This is a genomic window from Novosphingobium sp., from assembly GCF_032093395.1.
GTDB lineage: Bacteria > Pseudomonadota > Alphaproteobacteria > Sphingomonadales > Sphingomonadaceae > Novosphingobium.
The window spans coordinates 45,997-67,538 of sequence record NZ_DAMDBA010000008.1 but is presented as its reverse complement, the minus strand read 5'-3'; the positions used below and the strand labels follow the sequence as shown (position 1 = coordinate 67,538).

Genomic DNA, 21,542 nt, shown 5'->3' with positions numbered 1-21,542 from the left:
CAATCAGGGCGCGTAGCTGTTGCAACCCCAGCGCTGCCAGTTCGGTATGCGCGGGCACTTGCTGACCTTGGCGATCCACAGGTCGAATACCCGGGGTTCGCGTAGACATGCGAGGTATCCGGTGCCGTGGATCGCGAGCGCTGCGGGCAGCGCCCAGAAGCTCTTGGTGATGAGGAAGATTTCCGTCGTCACCGCCGCATTGATGATGAAGAAGCTGTACGTCACGCCCGCGAACATCTGCGGGCGGGTAAGCGCGCGGTGAACGGGGAAGCGCGCGAGGTTCATCGCTCAGCCCGCCGCCGACTGGATGCCGGACACGATCGCGCCCGCACCGAACAGCACGAAGCAGCCGATGATCACGGTGGCGCCGAAGCGCCAGTTCATGCGGCCGGTCAGCATCATGAAGCCCACCGCGGCCACCGCCATGACGGCAACCGCCGTGGCGACATTGCCGAGCAGCGTGCCCTGGAGCCAGCCGAGCGCGTTGACGATCGGGCCGGAACCGGCCGGATCGGCGCGAGTCACTTGCTGCGCCTGCGCCAGAGACGGCACGAAGCCGAGCCCGACGGCCACAAGTGCCGCGAAATGTGCGAAATATCCCCGTACCTTGCGGGTCTGAAGCTGAGCGTAACGAATCACCATGCCCTCCGTATGAGGGCGCAGTGCTCCATCTGGATGACAGCAATGTGACGATCGTACGGCCGAACGGGCCGCCCCATTGCATCGCCACAGGGGAATCACATCATCTCAGAAGGGGCGCCGCAACCCTCACCACACCCTTATTGTGTAGGCATCTTATAATTCAGGTGCGTCCCGAAAGGCCAGCGGCGCATATCAGGGCGGGAAATTGAGGATCCCGCCTCTTGTTACAGGGACTTGCCGGTCCCAAAGGGCTTCAGCGCGACGCGCGGGCAGTCGTGCGCAGAAGGTTGTTCAGCGCAAGACGGGCGGCAGCGCGCGAATCGACCCAGCTTCCGTCGGCCAGTTGCAGATCGTAGCGATCGGAACTGCTCACGGCGGCGCGATAGGCGGCAAGCGCCTTTTCCGTCTGCCCATTGGCCGCATAGGCGGACCCGAGGTTGATCAGCGTGGCCGGATCTTCGGACCTGGTGGCGCCGGATGCCTCAAGCTTGCTCACCGCCGCCGGTGCGTTTCCACTCGAAAGTTCGGTATAGGCCACGTCGATGCGGTCGTTGAGCGGCGTAGCCGGCGCAGCCGTCACGGCGCCCTGGCTGAGGAGGAGAGTGGCGGCAAGAGCAGTAAGGGACATGGCGGTTCTCCCGGTTTGTATCTGTTGACGAAATGCAACATCCGCCCAAAAACCGCCCTTCACAAGAAAATGACGCAAGTGTCATAAAACTGCAATCGACCTGTGTTCGCGCAGCCTAATGCGAGTCGCCCCTACCCCTTTCGAGTTAGTGCGGCGCGTTCGTCACATCACTGTCGTATAAATGCAGATTACTGTCATTGTATCGCCAACAAACTGTCACCCCCTCCTCCTAGACCCCGCGCTCAGCGAAGGCGGACTCGCCGCCTAGGCTCGACCTGACAAACGGGGGAATTCACGTGAAGACCATTCATGGCGCGCTGCTGATCGGTTGCAGTGCTCTCGCTCTCGCCGGCTGCGGTGCCGACGACATCGCTTCGCCGGGCGCCGGCAGCATCGTTGTTCCCGCACCGACGCCTGCCCCCACTCCCGCGCCGACGCCGACCCCCGGCACGGTCGTCGCAGCGGCCAGCTGCCCCACCTTCAACGCCACCGGCGGCCTCACGGACAGCGGCGTGCTGCCTACCTCGCAGGGTACCTGGCGCGTCTGCACCCTGCCGACCCTGGTGGACAAGAGCTCCAGCCTGCCCAAGCTGGCCGGCGTGATCTACCGCATGAACGGCCGCGTCGACGTGGGCTGCGACGGTGGCTTCAAGGCACCGACTTCCGCCGCTCCCGTCGTGACCTCGACCGTCAGCTGCGCCAACCGCTCGCTGACCGCCGACACCGACGTCACCCTGACGGTCGATCCGGGCGTCATCGTCTATGGCGAAAACGGCGCCGAGCCGGCCTGGCTCGCCGTCAATCGCGGCAACAAGCTCAATGCCGTGGGCAGCGCCACCCAGCCGGTGATCTTCACCAGCCGCGCCAACGTCGTCGGCACGGCCACCGACACCGACCAGGGCCAGTGGGGCGGCGTCGTGCTGCTCGGCCGCGGCATCGTGACCGACTGCAACATCGGCTCGACCACCGGCGGCAACTGCGAACGCGACACCGAAGGCTCGGCCAACCCGGCCCGCTTCGGTGGCGCCGACAACACCTACAACGCCGGCTCGATGAAGTACGTGCAGATCCGCTATTCGGGCTATTCGCTCGCGGTCGGCAAGGAACTGCAGTCACTCACCGGCGGCGGCACCGGCACCGGCACCACCTTCGACTACTTCCAGTCGGTCAACAGCTCGGACGACGGTTCGGAGTTCTTCGGCGGCGCCGTGAACTTCAAGCACTACATCGCCGTCAACGCCGACGATGACAGCCTCGACCTCGACACCGGCGTCATCGCCAACTTCCAGTACGGCCTGATCCTGCAGCGCAGCGCCAACGGCGACGCGTTCTACGAGATCGATTCGAACGGCAACGAAGACCAGGCACCGCGCTCGAAGATCGCCATCGCCAACTTCACGGCGGTGCAGCCTGCGGCCAGCACCAACAACGAATCGAACGACCTTGCCTCGATCCTGATCCGCGGCAACTCGGACGTGACGCTGATCAACAACGTCATCACCTCGCCCGCCAACCAGTGCATCCGCCTCCACGGCACCAGCACCAACGGCTCGGCCGCTGCCACGCTTAAGGCCTTCGCGACGGTGCTGACCTGCGCCGCCAACGACCCGTTCCTGGGTTCGGGCAGCTATAACGCCGCCGCCACCGCCGCCGCGTTCGGCACCGCCAATGGCAACAACTCCGCCTTCACCTCGACGCTGACGAGCACTTTCGTCAACGGCGCGAACGAAAGCGGCGTCGCCGGCTATGCCGACATCACCACGATCTCCAGCTACTTCGACAAGGTCAGCTACATCGGCGCCGTGTCGGGCGCCAGCGACACCTGGTATCGTGGCTGGACCTGCGACAACGCGACCGCCAACTTCGGTTCGAACGCAGCCTGCACCACGCTGCCGACGACCTGATCCGGCCACCCGTGACATCGAGGGGGCGGCCGTCGCGGCCGTCCCCTCTTGTCACGAACGAGACGCCGATCCGGCGCCTCATCGACGCAAGAACGACCTTTCCGTGTTCCAGGGGGACTCACCATGACCAAGCCGCGGCTTCTTCCTCTGCTGCTGCTTTCCACCTCGCTCCTCTCGCCGGCAGCGGCGTGGGCGCAGGACAGCACTGCCACTTCGGGCGAGAGCGCCCCCGCACCCGACGACCAGTCCGCAACCGAAGCTGGCGACGCGGAAGCCGCCGCTCCCGACGTTTCGATCCCCGGCGGCGCGATCATCGTTACCGGCAATCGCAACCGCAACATCGTGCGCACTTCGCCCCAGGTCGTCTCGGTCCTGTCGAACGAGGAAATCGAGCGCACGGGTGAGGGCGACATCGCCGGCGCGCTCAGCCGCGTCACCGGTCTGTCGGTGGTCGGCAACGGCTACGTCTATGTGCGCGGCCTCGGCGATCGCTATTCGCTGGCCCTGCTCAACGGCTCGCCCCTGCCCAGCCCGGAACCGCTCAAGCGCGTCGTTCCGCTAGACCTGTTCCCCACCAGCATCGTCGCATCCTCGCTGGTGCAGAAGAGCTATTCCGCCAACTTCCCCGGCGAGTTCGGCGGCGGCGTGATCAATCTCACCACCAAGGCCATCCCGACCGAGAGCTATCTCGAAATCGGCGGCGGCGTGGGCTGGGATACCGAAAGCACCAACAAGCTTTCGTACAGCTATTACGGCAGCAAGACCGACTGGACCGGCTACGACAACGGCAACCGCGATATACCCGCGCCGCTGAAGTCCTACCTGGCCGGCGACACGCCGCTCGTCTCGACCAGTGATCAGGCCAAGGAAATCGGCTCGGTGCTGTTCACCGGCCGCAATTCGGTCGTCCAGAAGATCAACAAGACGCAGCCGAACTTCTCGGCCCAGATCAACGGCGGCACCTCGTTCGACCTCGGCGGGGCCACGCTGGGCGTAATCGCATCGGCCGGGTACTCGAACACCACCCGCACGCGCGACGCGATCCAGCAGCTGACCCAGGGCTCCAGCGCCCAGACCGACCAGCTCTACGAAGACTTCCGAGCGGTGCAGACCAGCAACCGCATCGTCGCCAACGGCCTGCTCGGCCTCGGGCTCGAGTGGGGCGCCAACAAGGTTCGCTGGACCAACGTCTACATCCACGACACCGACAAGTTCACCAGCCTCAAGGTCGGCCAGAAGAACGGCGCCACCGGCGTCGACTTTATGCAGCAGAAGACCGCCTGGTACGAACGCCAGCTGATCAACACGCAGCTCGCCGCCGAGCTGAAGCCGGCAGACGATACCGAGATCGACCTGCGCGCGGGCTATGCCAATTCGAAGCGTGACGCGCCCTTCGAGATCGACGCCGAATACGTTCGCACCAACACCGGCGGCACTTACGGTAGCAACTACATCAATACGCTGGGTACCGGCTCGGTCGACCCGACGACGATCAGCTTCTCCAAGCTCGACGAAGACGTGTGGTCGGCCAGTGCAGACGTCTCGCACCGCTTCGCGCCGGGCTGGACGGGCACGGTGGGCTATGCCTACCAGATCAACAGCCGCAGCAACGAAAACCGCCAGTTCGGCGTCTTCGCCTCGGGTGATTCCACGCTGATCCAGAGCCTGGGCCTGCTGCGTCTCGACGTGCTGCTTCAGCCCGGTGTCTGGTACCTCAACGAGGCCGGCCAGAACTACAATCTGGAGCTGCGCGACCTCACCTACAACATCGGCAAGTTCGAATCGCGCCTGCTCAACCATGCCTTCTACGGCAAGGTCGACGGCGAGCTGGCACCGGGCCTGACCTTCGACCTCGGCACCCGCTGGGAATATGCCAAGGAATCGTCGACCCTGCTGCCGGTGGGCGCGCCCGCCCAGACCGCAACGAACCTGAAGAACGAATACTTCCTGCCCGCGCTCACGCTCACTTACGAGATCCAGCCCGGCATGCAGGTGCGCGTCAACGGATCGAAGACCATCGCCCGTCCGCAGTTCCGCGAACTGGTGTACCAATCGTTCTACGATCCCGACAGCAACCGCACCTACCAGGGTAACCCGCTGCTTCAGGACAGCCAGCTCTACAACGCGGAAGCGCGCTTCGAATACTACTTCGCGCCCGAGCAGCGTTTCTCGTTCGGTGCCTTCTACAAGCACCTGAAGAACCCGATCGAATCGTACCTGACCGGCACCGAGGCGTTCATCACGTCTTACGCCAACGCCCCCGCCGCCGATCTCTACGGCGCCGAGGTCGAGGCCGTGAAGTACGTTCCGCTCGACAGCATGGGCTCGTTCTTCGACACGCGCCGCCTGCTGCTCTCGGCCAACTACACCTTCACCGAATCCAAGCTGAAGGTGAAGGACGACGATACCGTCCTGATCTACGGCGCCAGCACCACGCAGCGCGCCAGCGATTACTTCCAGGACGGCGCGCCGCTGACCGGCCAGTCGAAGCATCTCGCCAACGTGCAGATCGGCTTCGAGGACACCGAGCACCTCTCGCAGCAGACCCTGCTGCTCAACTACGCCAGCAAGCGCACGGTCAGCCGCGGCTTCATCGGCGTGACCCGCCAGCCCGACATCATCGAGAATCCGGGCTTCACGCTCGACCTCGTGATCCGCCAAGGCATCGAACTGGGTGGCGACAAGCAGATCGAGCTGAAGTTCGAAGGCCGCAACCTCACCGGGCGTAAGCACGAGGAGTACCAGGATCTGGAAGACGGCCGCATCGAGTTCAACACTTACGATCTCGGCCGTGTCTTCACGCTCTCGGCGACGGCCAAGTTCTAACCTTCTCACTTTCAACATCTCACCAGGGAGGCTCCTGCCCTCCCGACGGCAACTGACGGGCCGGTCGCATCGCGACCGGCCTTTTTTTCGGTTTGCCTCCTGCCCGTCATCCGGTATGGGCACCTCTGTCATCTGGGGAGTAGCCGCCTGCGCCCCTCCCGCTTCTCGCGGGAACCAGCAGGACCTGTCGTCAACATACTTGGTCGAGAGACCATGGCGCACAGGAGAACGGGAACACCGTTCGGGCGAGACCAATGGCGTTGCAGTTCCGTCCGGCCGGGCGGGCTCTGCCGCGCTATTGTCTTGCTTGTCGCCCGGCCCGGAGAATACACTTGGAAGCCCTGCTGACCTCCACTGCCGTGGTGGCCCTTGCCGAGATCGGCGACAAGACGCAGTTGCTGGCGATCGTTCTGGCGACACGGTTCAAGCGGCCCTGGCCCATCATCGCCGGCATTTTCGTCGCCACCCTGGCCAACCATTTCCTGGCCGCGCTGGTGGGCGAACAGGCCGCTGCCGTCCTCGACGGGCAGTGGTTCCGTTATCTCGTCGCGGTAAGCTTCATCGCCATGGCCGCCTGGACCCTGATCCCCGACACGTTCGACGAAGACGACGAGCCCAAGCCCAGCCGCTTCGGCCCCTTCGCGGCCACCGCGATCGCCTTCTTCCTTGTCGAGATGGGCGACAAGACCCAGATCGCCACGGTCGCGCTAGGCGCCCGCTTCCAGAGCGTCATCCCGGTCATGGCCGGCACCACGATCGGCATGATGTTGGCCAATGTACCGGCAGTGTTCCTCGGCAACGAAATCATCAAGCGCGTCCCCCTGAACGTGGTCCGCACCATCGCCGCGCTGCTGTTCCTGGCGATCGGCCTCTGGCTACTCGCCCAGACGGCGGGCCTGCTGGGCTGATCGGGGCATCGACAGCAACATGTTCGAGATCGGTCGAGACGGAAGCGATCTTCTGAAGAACGTACAATCAAGAGAAGTTCACCACGCCCGATAAACCTCCAGAATGAACTTATCGTAACCCCAGGTTTGCTATACGGAACTTGACGCTCGCCCCGAAGCGTATGATCTTCAAGTAATGCTTGGATCGATGATGCTCATGTTGGCGCAAGTCGCTTCTCCGTCTCCGGCTGTATCCGATGAAGTTATCGTCATCGGACATCGCGCTGAAAAGGAACTTGCCGCCTGCCTGGCCAGGAACTGCCCGCCGGCGGAAGAAGTTGAGGCATCGCTTCAAGCCTCGGTGGAACAGTTTGCCGACGGTCGCTACGACGATGCGCGTGGCACCTTGAAGAAGGCAATCGGCCGCAATCGGAATCATGCTGCCGAACTTCCGGGACCGGTGTCCAGGCTCTATGCGACACTCGCAACTGTCGCCGAGCATCAGGGCGACGAGGATCTCTGGCGGACATCGGCCCGGAATAACCTGCTTGTGCTACGCCGTCACCTGGGTGATGCCGACTCCGCAACACTGCGCGAGGAACTCCGGTTCGCAGATAGCATGATCGGACTTGGCTCACCGGACATGGCGGACAGAACCTATAAGGCTGTTCAGCTACTTGCGACCAAAGCGGGACATTCGAATATCGCGGCTGTCGCCGCATTCCGGCGCGCTTGGCTGGCGATGATAAGGACCCGGTTCAGTGCTGCAGAGCGCTTTGCTGACGAAGCGGTCCTCCTGTCCGGTACCGATGATCGACTGATGACGGAACTGCGCGAAATCCTGCGCACCCGCATCGCCATCCACAAAGGAGACTCGGGTGCGGTGGATGCCCTTGCGGCCCGGCTGCGCCGATCTGCGACGGCGCGGCCGCAATTGCTTTTCGCCCCCGCATTAGTGGACGTCAATCCCACCACGGCCGGGAACCTCATGCAGTCCGACCCGTGGCATGACGCACGAATTCGGTTCGCCGATGTCGGCTATTGGATTCGGCCGGATGGGCGCACCGCGGAAGTCAAAGTCCTGCGTACTTCCGGCCTGGGCCAATGGTTTCCTGGCATTATCCGGCAGGTCAGCAAGCGACGCTACGCTCCACTCGATGTCGAACCGGGCAACCCAGGCTTGTACAGGATCGATAGATTTACGGTTCGCGCAACGACTGGCGTCTCCACGAGCAGCCGCATCATTCAACGCACGGGCAACTTGACGATCCATATCATCGACCTGACGGAAACGGACGCGATGAGCGCAGAGCATGTACGCCGGACACAAGAAGGGTTTACTGGACAAGGCGTCTGATACACCTGCCCCTACCCTTGGCTTCCTAGAGCCCGTCTGGAAACTCGCTGAAGGCGAACTTGGCTGCACCGGCCCGCCGTAAAATGCCCTCTTGGGCATTTTCCAAACAGACTTTTACTCAGGCCAGGTGGAGCCGAGAAGACTGGTTTGCGAGCGCCGGAGCGGCGAAAATCGCACTGCGTGGCCCGGCTTGGACTGAATGCCGACCGGCCTCAAATCGCGTCGAACACATAGCCCAGCGAGCGGACGGTGCGCAGCGGATTGCCTGCGCCCACGCCTTTAAGGGCGCGGCGGAGGCGGCCGATCCAGACGTCCACGGTGCGCTCGTCCACCGCCGGTTCCTGCTTGCCGAGCGCGGCGATCAGCTGGGTTCGGGTGAACACGCGGCCGGGGTGCTCGATGAAATAGCGCAGCAGCCGCAATTCGTTAGGCATCAGCGAGATCGGCTTGCCCTGCCAGCGGGCCTGGAAGGCGGCGACGTCCACGGAGAGTTCGCCCTGCGCCAGAACCCGGCTGTTGGCCGTGTCCTGCTCGCTGATATTGGCGCCCAGCACGCGGTCCAGCAGCGCCGAGCGGGTCAGCGGGCCGACCATGTAGTCGTCCGCACCCATCCGCAGCGCGCGCTTGCGGTCCTCCACATTGTCTTCTTCCAGCACGATGGTGACATGCGCATGGCTGGTCAGGCTGTCGCCCCGCAGGCGACGGCACAGTTCCAGCCCGGACATTTCGGGCAGCACCCAGTCGATGAAGATCCAGAGCGCCCCCTCGATCAGGGGCAGCTCGGCAAAGTCCGTCCAGCGGTGCAGGACGACTTCGAAATCGTCATGCCTGAAGGCCGCAAGGCCGCCCGAAAGCTCGCTTGCCAGCAATATGTCGATCCGCCGCATGGCCCCCTGCCAGATAACTACGCGCGGCTACTTGCAGCCCCAGTGTGACGAACAAGTGACATATCGATGACTTGCCAACGAAAAGATCCGGCGAACGAAGCTATGTCGATGGAAGGGCTCTCACGGTCCCCTCTGTCATGGAAGTGACCCGCAACCGTCACGGGCGCGCAACGGGAAAATGTCAATATCCCGGCAACTGGAACGGGGGCGCAACGATGCGGAAAGACGTGGACACCCTTCTCGAACGCACCACCGGTGCTATCGGCGCCGGAAATGACGGCACCAACCGGGGCTTTGCCGGCACCAACATCCCGGCCTGGCTGGACCTGCCCGATCCCAAGGGCTTTCGCCCCAAGCGCAAGTACGAGACGATCTGGATCTCGGACGTCCACCTGGGCACGCGCGGCTGCAATGCCGAGATGCTGGTGGACTTCCTGCGCTCGGTGGAGTGCAAGACGCTCTACCTGGTGGGCGACATCGTCGACGGCTGGCGCCTGCGCAAGGGCTGGTACTGGCCCGACGCCCACAACGAAGTGATCCGCCGCATCCTCAAGATGGCCCATCGCGGCACCCGCGTGGTCTTCGTCGCGGGCAACCACGACGAAATGCTGCGCGACTATGCCGGGCTCACCTTCGGCGGCGTGGAACTCGTGCTGGAAGCGGTACACGAGACGCTCGACGGCCGCCGCCTGCTCGTCACCCACGGAGACGCCTTCGACGGCGTGGTGCTCTATGCCAAGTGGCTCGCCTTCCTGGGTGACAAGGCCTACGGCGCGCTGCTGCGGGCGAACATCGTGTTCAACGCGGTGCGTCGCAAGCTGAAGATGCCGTACTGGTCACTCTCGGCCTACATGAAGAAGAAGGTCAAGAACGCCGTCCAGTACGTTTGCAGTTACGAGGAAGCCGTGGCCAACGAGGCGATCTCGCGCGGGTTCGACGGCGTGGTCTGCGGCCACATCCACTGTGCGGAAATCCGCCAGTTCGGGGGCATCACCTACTATAACGACGGCGACTGGGTGGAAAGCTGCACTGCACTGGTCGAGGATCTCCAGGGCCACATCGCCATCATCGACTGGATCGCGGAGACCGGCGGGCAGACCGCCGAAGGCATTCCCGCGCACCACGAGGCGGCCCATCACGAGGCAGCCCAACACGAGGCAGCGGAGTGAAGCTGACCCTGGCGACCGACGCCTGGCTGCCCCAGGTCAACGGCGTCGTCCGCTCGCTTTCCGCCACGCTCGACGAGCTGACGCGGCGCGGGCACGAAGTGGAAACGCTGACGCCGGATCGCTTCTTCACGGTGCCGATGCCCGGCTACGCCTCGATCCGGCTGGCCATGGCCCCGCGCTTCGGGGTGCGCCGGATGCTCGACAAGGCGCGGCCGGAAATCGTCCATATCGCCACCGAAGGGCCGATCGGCTGGGCCGCGCGCGGCTGGTGTCTCTCGCGCGGGGTGCCGTTCACTTCGGCCTTCCACACCCGCTTTCCCGAATATGCCGCCGTGCGCACCGGGCTCAGCGCCGAGCGCTTCTGGCCGATCATGCAGCGCTTCCATGCGCCAAGCCAGGCGGTGCTGGTATCGACCGACAGCCTCGCCCAGGAACTCGCCGGACGCGGGATCGCCCATACGCGGCGCTGGAGCCGCGGCATCGACCATACGCAGTTCAAGCCGGAAGGCCCGCGTCATCCGGCGATGACCGCTCTTGCCGGCCCGGTCCTGCTCAACGTCGGCCGCGTGGCGCCGGAAAAGAACCTCGAAGCCTTCCTCGACGCACAGGTGCCGGGAAGCAAGGTGGTGGTCGGAGACGGCCCCGCGCTGGAAAGCCTGAAGCGGCGCTACCCGGACGTGCTGTTCCTGGGCGCTCTTTCCGGAGAGGAACTGGCGAGCGCCTATCGCGCCGCCGACTGCTTTGTGTTCCCCAGCCTCACCGACACGTTCGGACTGGTGGTGATCGAGGCACTGGCCTGCGGCACGCCGGTCGCCGCGTTCCCGGTCACCGGGCCGATCGACATCCTCGGCGCTGACGGCTGCGGCGCCGAGGAGGAAGACGAAGACGAGGACGGGGGCATGGACGCGCCTGCCGGAGCGGTGGACCCGGTGCTCGAACGCGCCATCGCGGCTGCGCTGAGCGTGCGGCGCGAGGACGCTGCCCGGCTGGGCGCGCGCTTTTCCTGGCAGCGGGCCACGGATCAGTTCCTGACTACGATCCAGACGGCGCTGGAAACCTCCGAGCGTCCCGTACGCGTAGCCGCTTAGCGCGCCCGCCTTTTGCTCCGTCATCCTGAACTTGTTTCAGGATGACGGCGTACTGCGAGGCGACGAAGTCCAGCGCCCGTTCCGTTCAGCCGATCACCGGAAGCCCAGGCTGCGCGAAATATCGGCGGCTTCCGTGCGAACCCGTTCCGCCAGTTCCGCAAGCCTGTCCTGCGCGCGCGGCGTGGGCGCCGCTACCACCAGCGCACCCAACACCACACCGGCGGCATCGCGGATCACCGCCGCGGTGCCGGTCACGCCTTCCGCGGCCTGGTCGACCGTCTGGGCCACGCCCTGCTCGCGCGCGATCGCCACGGCAGCGGCCAGAGAACGGGAGTCCACCAACGTCGCGGGCGTGAACGCCTCCGCATCGAGCCGGGCCAGATAGCTCTCCAGCGCTTCCACGGAGCAAGTGGCCAGCAGCGCGCGGCCACCTGCCGTGGCATAGAGTGGCCGCCTGTCCCCCACGCTGACCGAATAGCGCACGACGTTGCGGCTCTCGATCATGTCCACGTAAGTCAATCGGTCGCCCTCGGCATCGCCCACGGCGAACAGCACCGTCTCTCCCGTGGCCGCGCAAAGGCGGCGCATGCCGTCGCGGATCAGGTCGGAGCTTTGCAGGCGCCGCCGCGCTTCTGCCAGCGCGCTGCCAAGCCCGAAGGCGCCGGGGCCAAGCCGCCACAGGCCGTCCGCGCCGATCACGAAATCTTCCTCTGCAAGGCCCCGGAGCAGCGCGGCAAGGCTGCTCTTGGGGGTCGCCAGGCGGCGGCTGAGATCGGCCAGCGAAACCGGGTCGCTGCTCGTGCAGAGCGCTTCGAGCAGGCGGACGACACGTGTCACCGACTGCGGCGATGCCGCGCGCGCCACATTTTCGGAAGCCGTTTCGTCCTGTTCCTTGACCGTGCTCACGCCTGCCTCATCGAAATGCCGGGATCACTTCCTCCGCGAAGGTTCGGGCATAGGCAAGGAAGCGTTCCGCCGGAAGGCCCGGCGGCATCATCATCGTGAAATGCTCCACCGGCGCCGTTTCGCGCAAGGACCGGAAATGCGCCACGGCCTCGGCGGGTGTGAGGATCTTCAGCGCGCCGCTGCGCTTGAAGGCATCTAGGTCCATCGGTTTCATCGCCGCATCCTCGATCCCGACCGCGCGATCTTCCGCCATCCATGCCGCGTAGCTGTTGCTGACGTGGTGGAAATGGGGCGCCAGTTCCTCCAGCGCCGCCGCCTTGTCATGCGCGACGACGAGCATGAGTTCCTGCAACCAGATCCGCGCCGATGCCGGATCCTTGCCCTGCTCCTCCAGCTTGGAGCGGTAGAGCGGCCAGATTTCGGGATTGCCGAAGTAGCCGTCTCCATAACGAGCCACGCGCTCCAGCGCCTTGGGCGCGAAGCCGCCGATGTAGAGCGGCACCTGCCCCCGGCTGGACAGTGCCGCCACGCGCGCGCCCTCGAGGGTGAAGTGGCGGCCCGCGAAGTCGACCGTCTCGCCGCTCCACAACCGCCGCACGATATTGAGAAACTCGTCGAGCCGCGCGCCGCGCTTGGTGAAATCCAGTCCGTGGGCCGCATATTCGCGGGCGCGGTAACCGATCGCCAGCCCCATGGCCAGCCGCCCGCCCGAGAGGATATCCAGCACGGCGCAATCCTCGGCAAAGCGCAGCGGTTCATAGAGCGGGCCGAGCGCGATCCCGGCGCCGATCCGCATCCGCTTGGTCCGCGCGGCGATGGCGGCCAGCGCGACGAGCGGCGACGTCATGTAGCCGTCTTCCGCCAGATGGTGTTCGGGCACCCAGGCCCCGTCGAAGCCAAGCGCCTCCGTCTCGGCGATGACATCCAGCATTTCGGCATAGAGCGCTTCGGGAGGACGCCGCCAGGAGCCGGGATTACGGAAATCATAAAGATAGCCGAAGCCAAGTTCGTTCATCGCGCCCTGTCCCATGTCATGTCGGACGGGAGCCTAGCCTGTCGATCCTGCGCGGCAAGGCGCGGAGGCGATGAGTGAAGGGCATGAAGGCAGCAGTATCCAGTTCCGCAAACTGCAACATTCAGCCTTACAACAGCAATGTTATCTCACAAACGCGAGGCCTAAGGCGACGAGACGGACGCTGCCTGCCTCCAGGTGGCGCATCATTCCACCCGAGGATTTCATCTTGCGCTATCTTCCCATCCTGCTGCCGGTCGTTCTCGCCTCAGCCGCCGTCATCGCCGCCCCGGCACCCGCTCTTGCTGGTGAAACCTATATCGAGGGCACAGGCGGCGTGATCTGGAACCGCGAGGAAACCAACCCCGTCGCCGCCGTGACGGTGGGCCACGACATCGACCTCGGCGAACGCTTCTTCGTGGGCGCGGAAGGATTTGCGGAAAAGGTGCTGGCGGACGATACCCGCATGGTCTGGGGGGTGGGTGGCCGAGCCGGCGCGCGCGTGCTGCCCGGCGGGAAATTCTATGCGGCGGCGAACTGGCAGTCGAAGGATTGCCGCGAATGCAGCGATGCCGTGGGCCTCAGCACCGGCTGGGAGCAGGATCTCAACGAGAAGATCTATGCCAAGCTGGAATACAAGCACGTCCTGATCGGCGACGGCGAACCCGATTCCGACATCGTCGCGGTGGGCCTGGGCTACAAATTCTAGAACCTGCGCAGGCCGCAGGAAGGCGCCCGTGCGCCCTCCTGCTACCGGATCAAGGGCCGGATCAGGTCACGTCCATCGCATAGCCCGCCGCGCGGACGGTGCGGATGGGGTCGATGTCGCCGTCGCGGTTGATCGCCTTGCGCAGGCGGCGGATGTGGACGTCCACGGTGCGTTCGTCGATGTCGGAATCCATGCCCCAGACCCCGTCGAGAATCTGCTGGCGGGAGACGACGCGGTTCGGGCGTTCCATGAAGTAGCGCAGCAGGCGAAACTCGGTGGGGCCGAGATGGAGCGCCTCGCCCGAACGGCGGACGCGGTGGCTGGTGGCGTCCAGCTCGATGTCGCCCCACTGGAGCACGTTGCCCGCCAGCGACGGCCGCGCGCGGCGCAGCAGCGCCTCGATGCGGGCGAGCAGTTCGCGCGGGGAGAACGGCTTGGTCACGTAGTCGTCGGCGCCGGTCTTGAGGCCCCGGATACGATCCTCTTCCTCGCCGCGCGCGGTCAGCATCAGGATCGGGATCTGCGCGGTGTCCTTGTCCTTGCGGAGTTGCCGGCAGACCTCGATGCCCGGAACGTGCTCGATCATCCAGTCGAGGATAATGGCGTCGGGCGCCTGTTCCTGCACCATCAGCAGCGCTTCCTCGCCATCGCTGGTGCTGCGCACCTGATAGCCTTCGGCGCTGAGGTTCCAGGTGAGCAATTCGCAGAGCGCGCGGTCGTCTTCGACGACGAGAACGGAGGGGTTCACGGCAGATCCCTTGTATCGTCGGTCTGGCTGTCGCGCTCGGCGTGGTATTCGCCGGTGGCGGCATAGTAGACCATTTCGGCGACGTTGGTGGCGTGGTCGCCGATGCGTTCGAGGTTGCGGGCGATGAACAGCAGCTGCGCGGCGCTGGAGATCGTCGCCGGGTTCTCCATCATGTGGGTCAACAGCGAGCGGAACAGCGTGTTGTAGAACTGGTCCAGCTTCTCGTCGCGGCGGATCACTTCCTGCGCCAGCGCGGCATCGCGCGAGCCGTAGGCATTGAGCACGTCGCGAACCATGCCTTCCGCGATCTCGGCCATCATCGGCACGAGATCGAGCGGTTCGATCTTCACGCGGTTTTCAAGCGCGTTGACGCGCTTGGCGATGTTCTTGGCATAGTCGCCGATGCGCTCGATCACGCCCGAGATCTTGAGCGCGGCGATCACGTCGCGCAGATCGTCGGCCATGGGCGCGCGCAGGGCGATGGTGCGCACCGCCAGGCGGTCCACTTCGGCTTCCAGCGCATCGAGGCGGGCATCGGCGGCGACGACTTGCGCCGCGAGGTCCTCGTCATGATGCGACAGCGCGATGATGGCATCGCGGATGGCGACTTCTGCGAGGCCGCCCATCTCGGCGACGAGGCCGCGAAGCTGCCCGATCTCGCTGTCAAAGGCCTTTACGGTATGATCAACCATGGCTCTTGTCCTGTTTTCCCTGTCTTCGCCGTCAGCCGTAGCGACCGGTGATGTAGTCCTTGGTCTTCTCCTCGCGCGGGGTCGTGAAGATCTGGCTGGTATCGCCATATTCCACGAGGTTGCCGAGGTGGAAGAATGCCGTGCGCTGCGACACGCGGGCGGCCTGCTGCATCGAGTGGGTAACGATGACGATAGCGTAAGTGTCCTTCAGCTCGTCGATCAGTTCCTCGATGCGCGCGGTGGCGATCGGGTCGAGCGCGGAGCACGGCTCGTCCATCAGGATGACTTCGGGGCTGACGGCGATGGCGCGGGCGATGCAGAGGCGCTGCTGCTGGCCGCCCGACAGCGCAGTGCCGGGCTCGTTCAGGCGGTCCTTCACTTCGTCCCACAGGCCTGCCTTGGTCAGCGAGCCTTCGATGATCCCGTCCAGGTCCGCCTTCGAGGGCGCCAGGCCGTGGATGCGCGGGCCATAGGCGATGTTCTCGTAGATCGACTTGGGGAACGGGTTCGGCTTCTGGAACACCATGCCCACGCGGGCGCGCAGGGCGACCGGGTCCATCGCGGCGGCGTAGATGTCCTCTCCGTCCAGCAGGATCTCGCCGGTGACGCGGGCGTCGGCGATCGTGTCGTTCATGCGGTTCAGCGAACGCAGGAACGTCGACTTGCCGCAGCCCGAGGGACCGATGAAGGCGGTGACGAGGCCGTTGTCGATCTCGATCGAGACGTTGTTGATGGCCTTCTTGGGGCCATAGAACACGTCGACGTTGCGAGCAGTAAGCTTGGGAGCGGCCGTGAGTGTGGAGTTTGTCATGTCTCTACCAGCGGACTTCGAATTTGTTTCGAAGGTAAATCGCAAGACCGTTCATCGCCAGCAGGAAGACCAGCAGGACGATGATGGCGGCGGAAGTGTTCTGCACGAAACCGGAATTGATCTCGTCGGACCACAGGAAAATCTGCATCGGCAGCACGCTGGAGGGATCGGTGATCCCGCCCGGCGGGGTGACGACGAAGGCGCGCATGCCGATCATCAGCAGCGGCGCGGTTTCACCCAGCGCGCGGGCCATGCCAATGATGGTGCCGGTGAGGATGCCCGGCAGCGCGAGCGGCAGGACGTGGTGGAACACGGTCTGCATCTTGCTGGCGCCGATCGCGAGTGCGGCGTCGCGGATCGAGGGCGGCACCGCCTTGATCGCGTTGCGGCCCGAGATGACGATGACCGGCATCGTCATCAGCGCCAGTGTCAACCCGCCGACCAGCGGCGAGGAGCGCGGCATGCCCAGCGTGTTGATGAACACCGCCAGGCCGAGCAGGCCGAAGATGATCGAAGGCACGGCCGCGAGGTTGTTGATCGAGACTTCGACCCATTCGATCCAGCGGCTGCGCGGCGCGAATTCCTCAAGGTAGATCGCCGCCAGCACGCCCATCGGGAACGACAGCAGCAGCGTGACGAGCATCGTCAGCAGCGAGCCCTTGGCCGCCCCCCAGACGCCTGCGACGTCCGGATCGGTTGAATCCGAGCCGGTCAGGAACGACCAGTCGAGCCCGGAAAGGCCGTTCTTCAGCATAATGACCAGCAGCAGCGCCAGAAAGGCGAGGCTGAGGACGATCGCGCCGAGGCCGATCAGCTTGAAGCGGCGTTCGGCGGCGTTGCGGCGGGAAATCCGGCGCAGGGCCTCCGGCGTTTGCCAGCTAATGTTACTCATAAGCTTCCCGGAAGCGCTTCACCACGCGAAGGGCGATGATGTTGAGGATGAGGGTGACGATGAACAGCACCAGGCCCAGCGCAAAGGCGGAGAGCGTCTTGGGGCTGTTGAACTCCTGATCGCCGGTCAGCATCTGGACGATCTGATAGGTGACCGTGGTCATCGAGGCGAAGGGGTTCGCGGAAAGGTTGGCGGCGGCCCCGGCGGCCATGACCACGATCATCGTTTCACCGATGGCGCGGCTGATCGCCAGCATAACGCCCGCGACGATGCCGGGAAGCGCGGCGGGCAGCAGCACTTTCTTGATCGTTTCCGACTTGGTGGCGCCCAGTGCCAGCGAACCGTCGCTCATCGCGCGGGGCACGGCGGCGAGCGCATCGTCGGCCATCGAGGACACGAAGGGAATGATCATCACGCCCATGACGACACCGGCAGCCAGTGCGCTCTCGGTCGAGGGGTTGGCCATGCCGAGCGAGGCGGCAAAGTCGCGGAAGATCGGCGCCACGGTCAGCGCGGCGAAATAGCCGTAGACCACCGTGGGAATGCCCGCGAGGATCTCCAGCATGGGCTTCAGCCACTTGCGGATCGTCGGCGTGGCATATTGCGTCAGGTAGATCGCGCTCATCAGGCCGAGCGGGATCGCCACGATCATGGCGATGATCGCGCCGATGTAGATCGTGCCCCAGAACAACGGCACGGCGCCGAAGCTGTCGCCCAGATTGTCGCCGCGCGCGGAACCCGGCGACCAGTGGAGGCCGGTCAGGAAGTCGATCGGCGACACGTCCTTGAAGAACATCCCCGCCTCGAACACCAGCGAGGCGACGATGCCGAAGGTGGTCAGGATCGCCATCAGCGAGGCGACCAGCAGCAGCCCCAGCACGCCGCGCTCGACGCGGGTGCGCGCCGGGAAGTTCGCGCGGATGCGGGTGAAGGCCCAGCCGCCGCCCGCCACGGCGACGATCGCCACCAGCAGCGCGCCGATCAGGCCGAAGCGGCCATGGGCATCGCGCACCGGCCCCGCCAGCGTGTTCGCCAGCGGGTTGAAGGCGACCGCATCGGGATTGTCGGCGATGGACTTGGCTTCGGCCAGGATCGCCGCGCGACTCATGGCGTCGGCGGGAAGCTGCGCCGCCACGGGGTCGGCCATGACCGCCCCGTCGACGAGGCCGGGCATGATCGCCTGCCAGGCGCCCCAGGCGATCAGCGCCGGGAAGACGATCCACAAGGCGACATGCCATGCGTGGTAACCCGGCATCGAATGGATCGAGCCGCGACCGGTATGGAGCAGCCGGGCCCGGCCCCGCGCGGCAAACCAGCCGACGAGACCGAGGCCGAGAACGGCCAGAAGAACTCCGGTGAGAATCATGAATGGCCGCCCTTTGCGTCCCTGACCCGCAAGGGGCTTACTTCAGAACCGAGGGATCGAGCGGGGTCATCTTGGCGACGATGTCCGCGCTCTTGGCGCGCACGTCGTCGGGCGAGATCACCATGCCCTTGGCCTTGAGAGTGCCGTCCGGGCCCCACGACTTGGCCCATTCGGCCACATAGGCCTGGAGGCCCTTGATCGGGGCGAGGTGCTGCTTCTTCACGTAGATGTAGAGCGGACGCGCGCCGGGGTACGAGAAGTCGGAGATCGTCGCGTAAGTGGGCGCAACGCCCGACATCGGGATGCCCTTGATCGTGCCCATGTTCGATTCGAGGAACGAGAAGCCGAAGATGCCGATCGCCTTCGGGTTCTGCGAGATCTTCTGCACGATCAGGTTGTCGTTCTCGCCGGCGTCCACGTAGGGGCCGTCCTCGCGGATGTCGTGGCAGGTCGCCTCGTACTTGTCCTTGTCGCTGTCCTTCAGAGCGGCGGTGGCGGCATCGGTCTTGCAGCCGGCTTCCAGGATCAGTTCCTTCAGCGCGTCGCGCGTACCCGAGGTGGAGGGCGGGCCGTAGACCAGGATGGGCTCTGCCGGAAGCGACGGGTTCACGTCCTTCCAGGTCTTGGCGGTGTTGGGCTTGCCGAAGGGGTTGGCGGCGAGCGCCTTGTAGATATCGACCGGCGTCAACTGCATGTTGGGGCCGTTCTTGCCCTCGGCGAAGGCGATGCCATCGATGCCGACCTGGATCTCGACGATCTCGGTCACGCCGTTCTTCTGGCATTCCTCGAACTCGGACTTCTTGATCCGGCGCGAGGCGTTCTCGATATCGGGGTGCTGGGCGCCGACGCCCGCACAGAACAGCTTCATGCCCGCGCCGGTGCCGGTCGATTCGATCACCGGCGACTTGCCGCCCGCCTTCGCGGTCTGTTCGGCCACGGCCGTGGCGAAGGGATAGACGGTGGAGGAACCCACCGCCCGCACGAAATCGCGCGAACCCGCGCCCGAACCGCCCGATCCGCCGCAAGCGCTCAGAGCGAGGACGGAGGCGGCAGCGAAAATGATGGTCTTGGTCGAACGCATGATCTTAACCCCTTGGGTTTCTCTCTGAGCCGCCCCTATTGGGGTTGCGTGACACTTCCATGACAAGAAAGTGACATAACTCTCCAAGCCACGCAAATGTGGGGATTTCGGAGAGTGTGCCTCGTTTGCGCCGGACCGGCCCAACGCGATTTCACGAACATCGAGAGCTTTCATGACAGTGTCGCGATGGCCGAGTCTTCTGGACTTGCGAGCGCGCCTTGCGACCCGGCGCCCCGCTCTCGCGACGTGTCGGGATTGTTTCCCGACGATGTCGGTGAGAAACTCTGACCCGACTCGGATCGATCGTGCGGCGCGATCCCTGTGGTCGGCGCATTCTTTATAGGCTGGCGCAAGAAGGCTGGTGTGGTCTTGAGGGACGACTTTGGATGAGGGCCGGGCAGCCATGCCCGGAAAGAAATCAAAGCCAGGCGCAGGATCGCCTCGACGAAGCAGCTATAACGTTCGTCACAATCGTCACATTTACCGTCACATTCGTCATCAAAGCGTCATCGAACGGCCATAGTCGGCCCTCGTCGCGCCCGGCACCTGCCTGTGGCGCTCTGGAGAATGCCCGTTATGCGTCTCTTTATGGCCAGCGCGACTGCGGTCGCGATCGCTCTTACCGCCCCGGGCGCCTATGCGCAGGCGATCTCGGCGGAAGAAGCCGAGGCCTTGCGCGCGCAGATCCGCACGATGAAGGCGCAGATGGAAGCTATGGAAGCGCGGCTCAATGCCGCTGCGCCGGCGGCCGCCGCACCGACCGATATCGGCGCCCAGGGAGACTCTTCGGCGCCTGCCGCAACCCCGCCGCTGGCCGCCGGCTCCCCTGCCAAGCCCGAGGGCAAGGATGAGAAGGAAACCGAGATCGAGTGGAAGGGCAGCCCTCAATTCGCGCAGGGCGACCGCCAGTTCAAGGTCAAGGGCCGCATTCAGGCAGACGCCAACTACGTCGGCGCACCGAAGGGCCTGGACGACCAGGGTCTGGGCTTCTCCAGCGAAATGCGCCGCATCCGCCTCGGCGCGGAGGGCGCGATCGGTGCCGGTTTCGATTACAAGCTTGAACTGGAACTCTCGGACAATTCCGTCGATCTCGTCGATACTTATGTCGGCTATCACCAGGGGCCGTGGTCGATCCGGCTCGGCAACCAGAACTCGTTCCAGTCGCTCGACGAACTGACCGGCGACACCAGCGGCAGCGTGATGGAGCGCGCCGCCTTCACCGATGCCTTCAACTTCGAGCGCCGCCTCGGCGCCGCGTTCCAGTACAACAAGGGCCCGTGGCTGGCGCAGGCGGGCGTATTCACCGACGATATCGGTGCCTTGGCCAACGACAGCGACGGCGTGGACGGCGGCGACGAGAACAACAGCTACGGCCTGGACGGACGCCTCGTCTTCTCGCCGAAACTGGGCGGCTTCCAGCTCCACTTCGGCGGATCGGCGCATTATCGCCGCCTCGGCCGCCTGGCCGAGAGCGAGACCCGCTATCGCCAGCGCCCCTACGTTCATTCCACCAATACGCGCCTGATCGGCACCCCGATGATGAACGTCTCGGAAGAAGACCACTACGGCGTGGAATTCGCCGCCATTCGCGGCCGCTGGCATGCGGCGGCCGAGTATCACGCACTTACCGCCAACCGCGTCGATGCCTCCACCGTTACTTTCCAGGGCGCCTATGCGGAAGCCGGCGTGTTCCTCACCAAAGGCGACCATCGCGGCTACAAGGAAGGCATCTTCCGCGTGGAGAAGCCCGCCCATCCGATGGGCGATGGCGGCATGGGTTCGCTGCTGTTCACCTTGCGCTACGACTGGCTGGACCTCAACGACCGAGACATTCGCGGCGGCACCCAGAACGGCTACATCGCCGCGCTCGTCTGGGAGCCGATCCAGAACCTGCGTTTCAACGTCAACTACGCGCTGCTGGACTACACCGGCGCCAA

The 21,542-nt window shown here is 64.9% G+C and carries 20 protein-coding genes and 1 riboswitch; of the genes, 8 read left to right on the top strand and 12 right to left on the bottom strand.

Translation table 11 applies throughout. The features are described 5' to 3' along the window. Window positions 1–3: 3 nt before the first annotated feature. The 3 genes from RT424_RS04805 to RT424_RS04795 form a co-directional block, all read right to left on the bottom strand. Window positions 4–285, bottom strand: a complete 282-nt coding sequence (locus RT424_RS04805) for a VirB3 family type IV secretion system protein (RefSeq protein WP_313434829.1) — start codon at window positions 283–285, stop codon at window positions 4–6. Window positions 286–288: 3 nt separating this feature from the next. Then, window positions 289–642: a TrbC/VirB2 family protein gene (locus RT424_RS04800; RefSeq protein WP_313434828.1), complete on the bottom strand. Its 354-nt coding sequence runs from the start codon at window positions 640–642 to the stop codon at window positions 289–291. A gap of 253 nt (window positions 643–895) precedes the next feature. Next, the gene (locus tag RT424_RS04795) at window positions 896–1,270 is read right to left on the bottom strand and encodes a hypothetical protein (protein ID WP_313434827.1); all 375 of its coding nucleotides are present in this window, start codon (window positions 1,268–1,270) and stop codon (window positions 896–898) included. Between the two features lie 296 nt (window positions 1,271–1,566). On the opposite strand from RT424_RS04795, the gene RT424_RS04790 reads away from it, so the two are divergent. The 4 genes from RT424_RS04790 (at window position 1,567) to RT424_RS04775 (ending at window position 8,244) form a co-directional block, all read left to right on the top strand. Further along, complete coding sequence (locus tag RT424_RS04790) at window positions 1,567–3,174, top strand: hypothetical protein (protein ID WP_313434826.1); 1,608 nt, start codon at window positions 1,567–1,569, stop codon at window positions 3,172–3,174. A 123-nt stretch (window positions 3,175–3,297) separates the two neighbouring features. After that, the gene (locus tag RT424_RS04785; protein ID WP_313434825.1) at window positions 3,298–6,000 is read left to right on the top strand and encodes a TonB-dependent receptor domain-containing protein; all 2,703 of its coding nucleotides are present in this window, start codon (window positions 3,298–3,300) and stop codon (window positions 5,998–6,000) included. Window positions 6,001–6,121: 121 nt separating this feature from the next. Beyond that, a riboswitch (yybP-ykoY riboswitch) is annotated at window positions 6,122–6,243 on the top strand. Window positions 6,244–6,332: 89 nt separating this feature from the next. Next, complete coding sequence (locus RT424_RS04780) at window positions 6,333–6,908, top strand: TMEM165/GDT1 family protein (protein ID WP_313434824.1); 576 nt, start codon at window positions 6,333–6,335, stop codon at window positions 6,906–6,908. Window positions 6,909–7,083: 175 nt separating this feature from the next. Continuing rightward, window positions 7,084–8,244: a hypothetical protein gene (locus RT424_RS04775; protein WP_313434823.1), complete on the top strand. Its 1,161-nt coding sequence runs from the start codon at window positions 7,084–7,086 to the stop codon at window positions 8,242–8,244. Between the two features lie 212 nt (window positions 8,245–8,456). Here the strand turns inward: RT424_RS04775 and RT424_RS04770 are convergent, their stop codons facing one another. Continuing rightward, window positions 8,457–9,131: a response regulator transcription factor gene (locus RT424_RS04770; RefSeq protein WP_313434822.1), complete on the bottom strand. Its 675-nt coding sequence runs from the start codon at window positions 9,129–9,131 to the stop codon at window positions 8,457–8,459. Between the two features lie 215 nt (window positions 9,132–9,346). Between RT424_RS04770 and RT424_RS04765 the strand changes: the two genes are divergently transcribed. Together RT424_RS04765 and RT424_RS04760 are read left to right on the top strand one after the other, a co-directional pair. After that, window positions 9,347–10,300: a UDP-2,3-diacylglucosamine diphosphatase gene (locus RT424_RS04765; RefSeq protein ID WP_313434821.1), complete on the top strand. Its 954-nt coding sequence runs from the start codon at window positions 9,347–9,349 to the stop codon at window positions 10,298–10,300. Then, window positions 10,297–11,388 (top strand): glycosyltransferase family 1 protein, encoded by a 1,092-nt coding sequence (locus RT424_RS04760; RefSeq protein WP_313434820.1) that lies wholly within the window; start codon window positions 10,297–10,299, stop codon window positions 11,386–11,388. The genes RT424_RS04765 and RT424_RS04760 overlap by 4 nt, the downstream gene beginning before the upstream one ends. Window positions 11,389–11,481: 93 nt before the next feature. On the opposite strand, the gene RT424_RS04755 is transcribed toward RT424_RS04760, so the two are convergent. Continuing rightward, on the bottom strand, window positions 11,482–12,294 hold the full coding sequence (locus tag RT424_RS04755) for an IclR family transcriptional regulator (RefSeq protein ID WP_313434819.1): 813 nt from the start codon (window positions 12,292–12,294) through the stop codon (window positions 11,482–11,484). 7 nt (window positions 12,295–12,301) lie between these two features. Beyond that, the gene (locus RT424_RS04750; RefSeq protein WP_313434818.1) at window positions 12,302–13,309 is read right to left on the bottom strand and encodes an LLM class flavin-dependent oxidoreductase; all 1,008 of its coding nucleotides are present in this window, start codon (window positions 13,307–13,309) and stop codon (window positions 12,302–12,304) included. A 226-nt stretch (window positions 13,310–13,535) separates the two neighbouring features. Between RT424_RS04750 and RT424_RS04745 the strand changes: the two genes are divergently transcribed. Further along, window positions 13,536–14,015 (top strand): outer membrane beta-barrel protein, encoded by a 480-nt coding sequence (locus RT424_RS04745; RefSeq protein WP_313434817.1) that lies wholly within the window; start codon window positions 13,536–13,538, stop codon window positions 14,013–14,015. Window positions 14,016–14,076: 61 nt separating this feature from the next. On the opposite strand, the gene phoB is transcribed toward RT424_RS04745, so the two are convergent. From phoB to RT424_RS04715, 6 genes are read right to left on the bottom strand one after another with little or no spacing between them, the layout of a single operon-like run. Then, a complete protein-coding gene (phoB, locus tag RT424_RS04740) occupies window positions 14,077–14,763 on the bottom strand; it encodes a phosphate regulon transcriptional regulator PhoB (protein WP_313434816.1) in 687 nt (228 codons plus the stop codon). Beyond that, on the bottom strand, window positions 14,760–15,455 hold the full coding sequence (gene phoU / locus RT424_RS04735; protein ID WP_313434815.1) for a phosphate signaling complex protein PhoU: 696 nt from the start codon (window positions 15,453–15,455) through the stop codon (window positions 14,760–14,762). The genes phoB and phoU overlap by 4 nt, the downstream gene beginning before the upstream one ends. Before the next feature lie 31 nt (window positions 15,456–15,486). Continuing rightward, window positions 15,487–16,266, bottom strand: a complete 780-nt coding sequence (pstB, locus tag RT424_RS04730) for a phosphate ABC transporter ATP-binding protein PstB (RefSeq protein ID WP_313434814.1) — start codon at window positions 16,264–16,266, stop codon at window positions 15,487–15,489. A 4-nt stretch (window positions 16,267–16,270) separates the two neighbouring features. Beyond that, entirely contained in the window at window positions 16,271–17,158 is an 888-nt protein-coding gene (gene pstA / locus RT424_RS04725; protein WP_313434813.1) for a phosphate ABC transporter permease PstA, read from the bottom strand. Further along, the gene (pstC, locus tag RT424_RS04720; RefSeq protein WP_313434812.1) at window positions 17,151–18,524 is read right to left on the bottom strand and encodes a phosphate ABC transporter permease subunit PstC; all 1,374 of its coding nucleotides are present in this window, start codon (window positions 18,522–18,524) and stop codon (window positions 17,151–17,153) included. Before pstC ends, pstA begins: the two co-directional genes overlap by 8 nt. Window positions 18,525–18,561: 37 nt before the next feature. Then, window positions 18,562–19,605 carry a substrate-binding domain-containing protein gene (locus RT424_RS04715; RefSeq protein WP_313434811.1) on the bottom strand — a complete coding sequence of 348 codons (1,044 nt, stop codon included), beginning with the start codon at window positions 19,603–19,605 and terminating at the stop codon, window positions 18,562–18,564. A 588-nt stretch (window positions 19,606–20,193) separates the two neighbouring features. Between RT424_RS04715 and RT424_RS04710 the strand changes: the two genes are divergently transcribed. Then, window positions 20,194–21,542, top strand: a 1,349-nt coding sequence (locus RT424_RS04710) for a porin (protein ID WP_313434810.1), incomplete at its 3' end; no start/stop codon positions are given.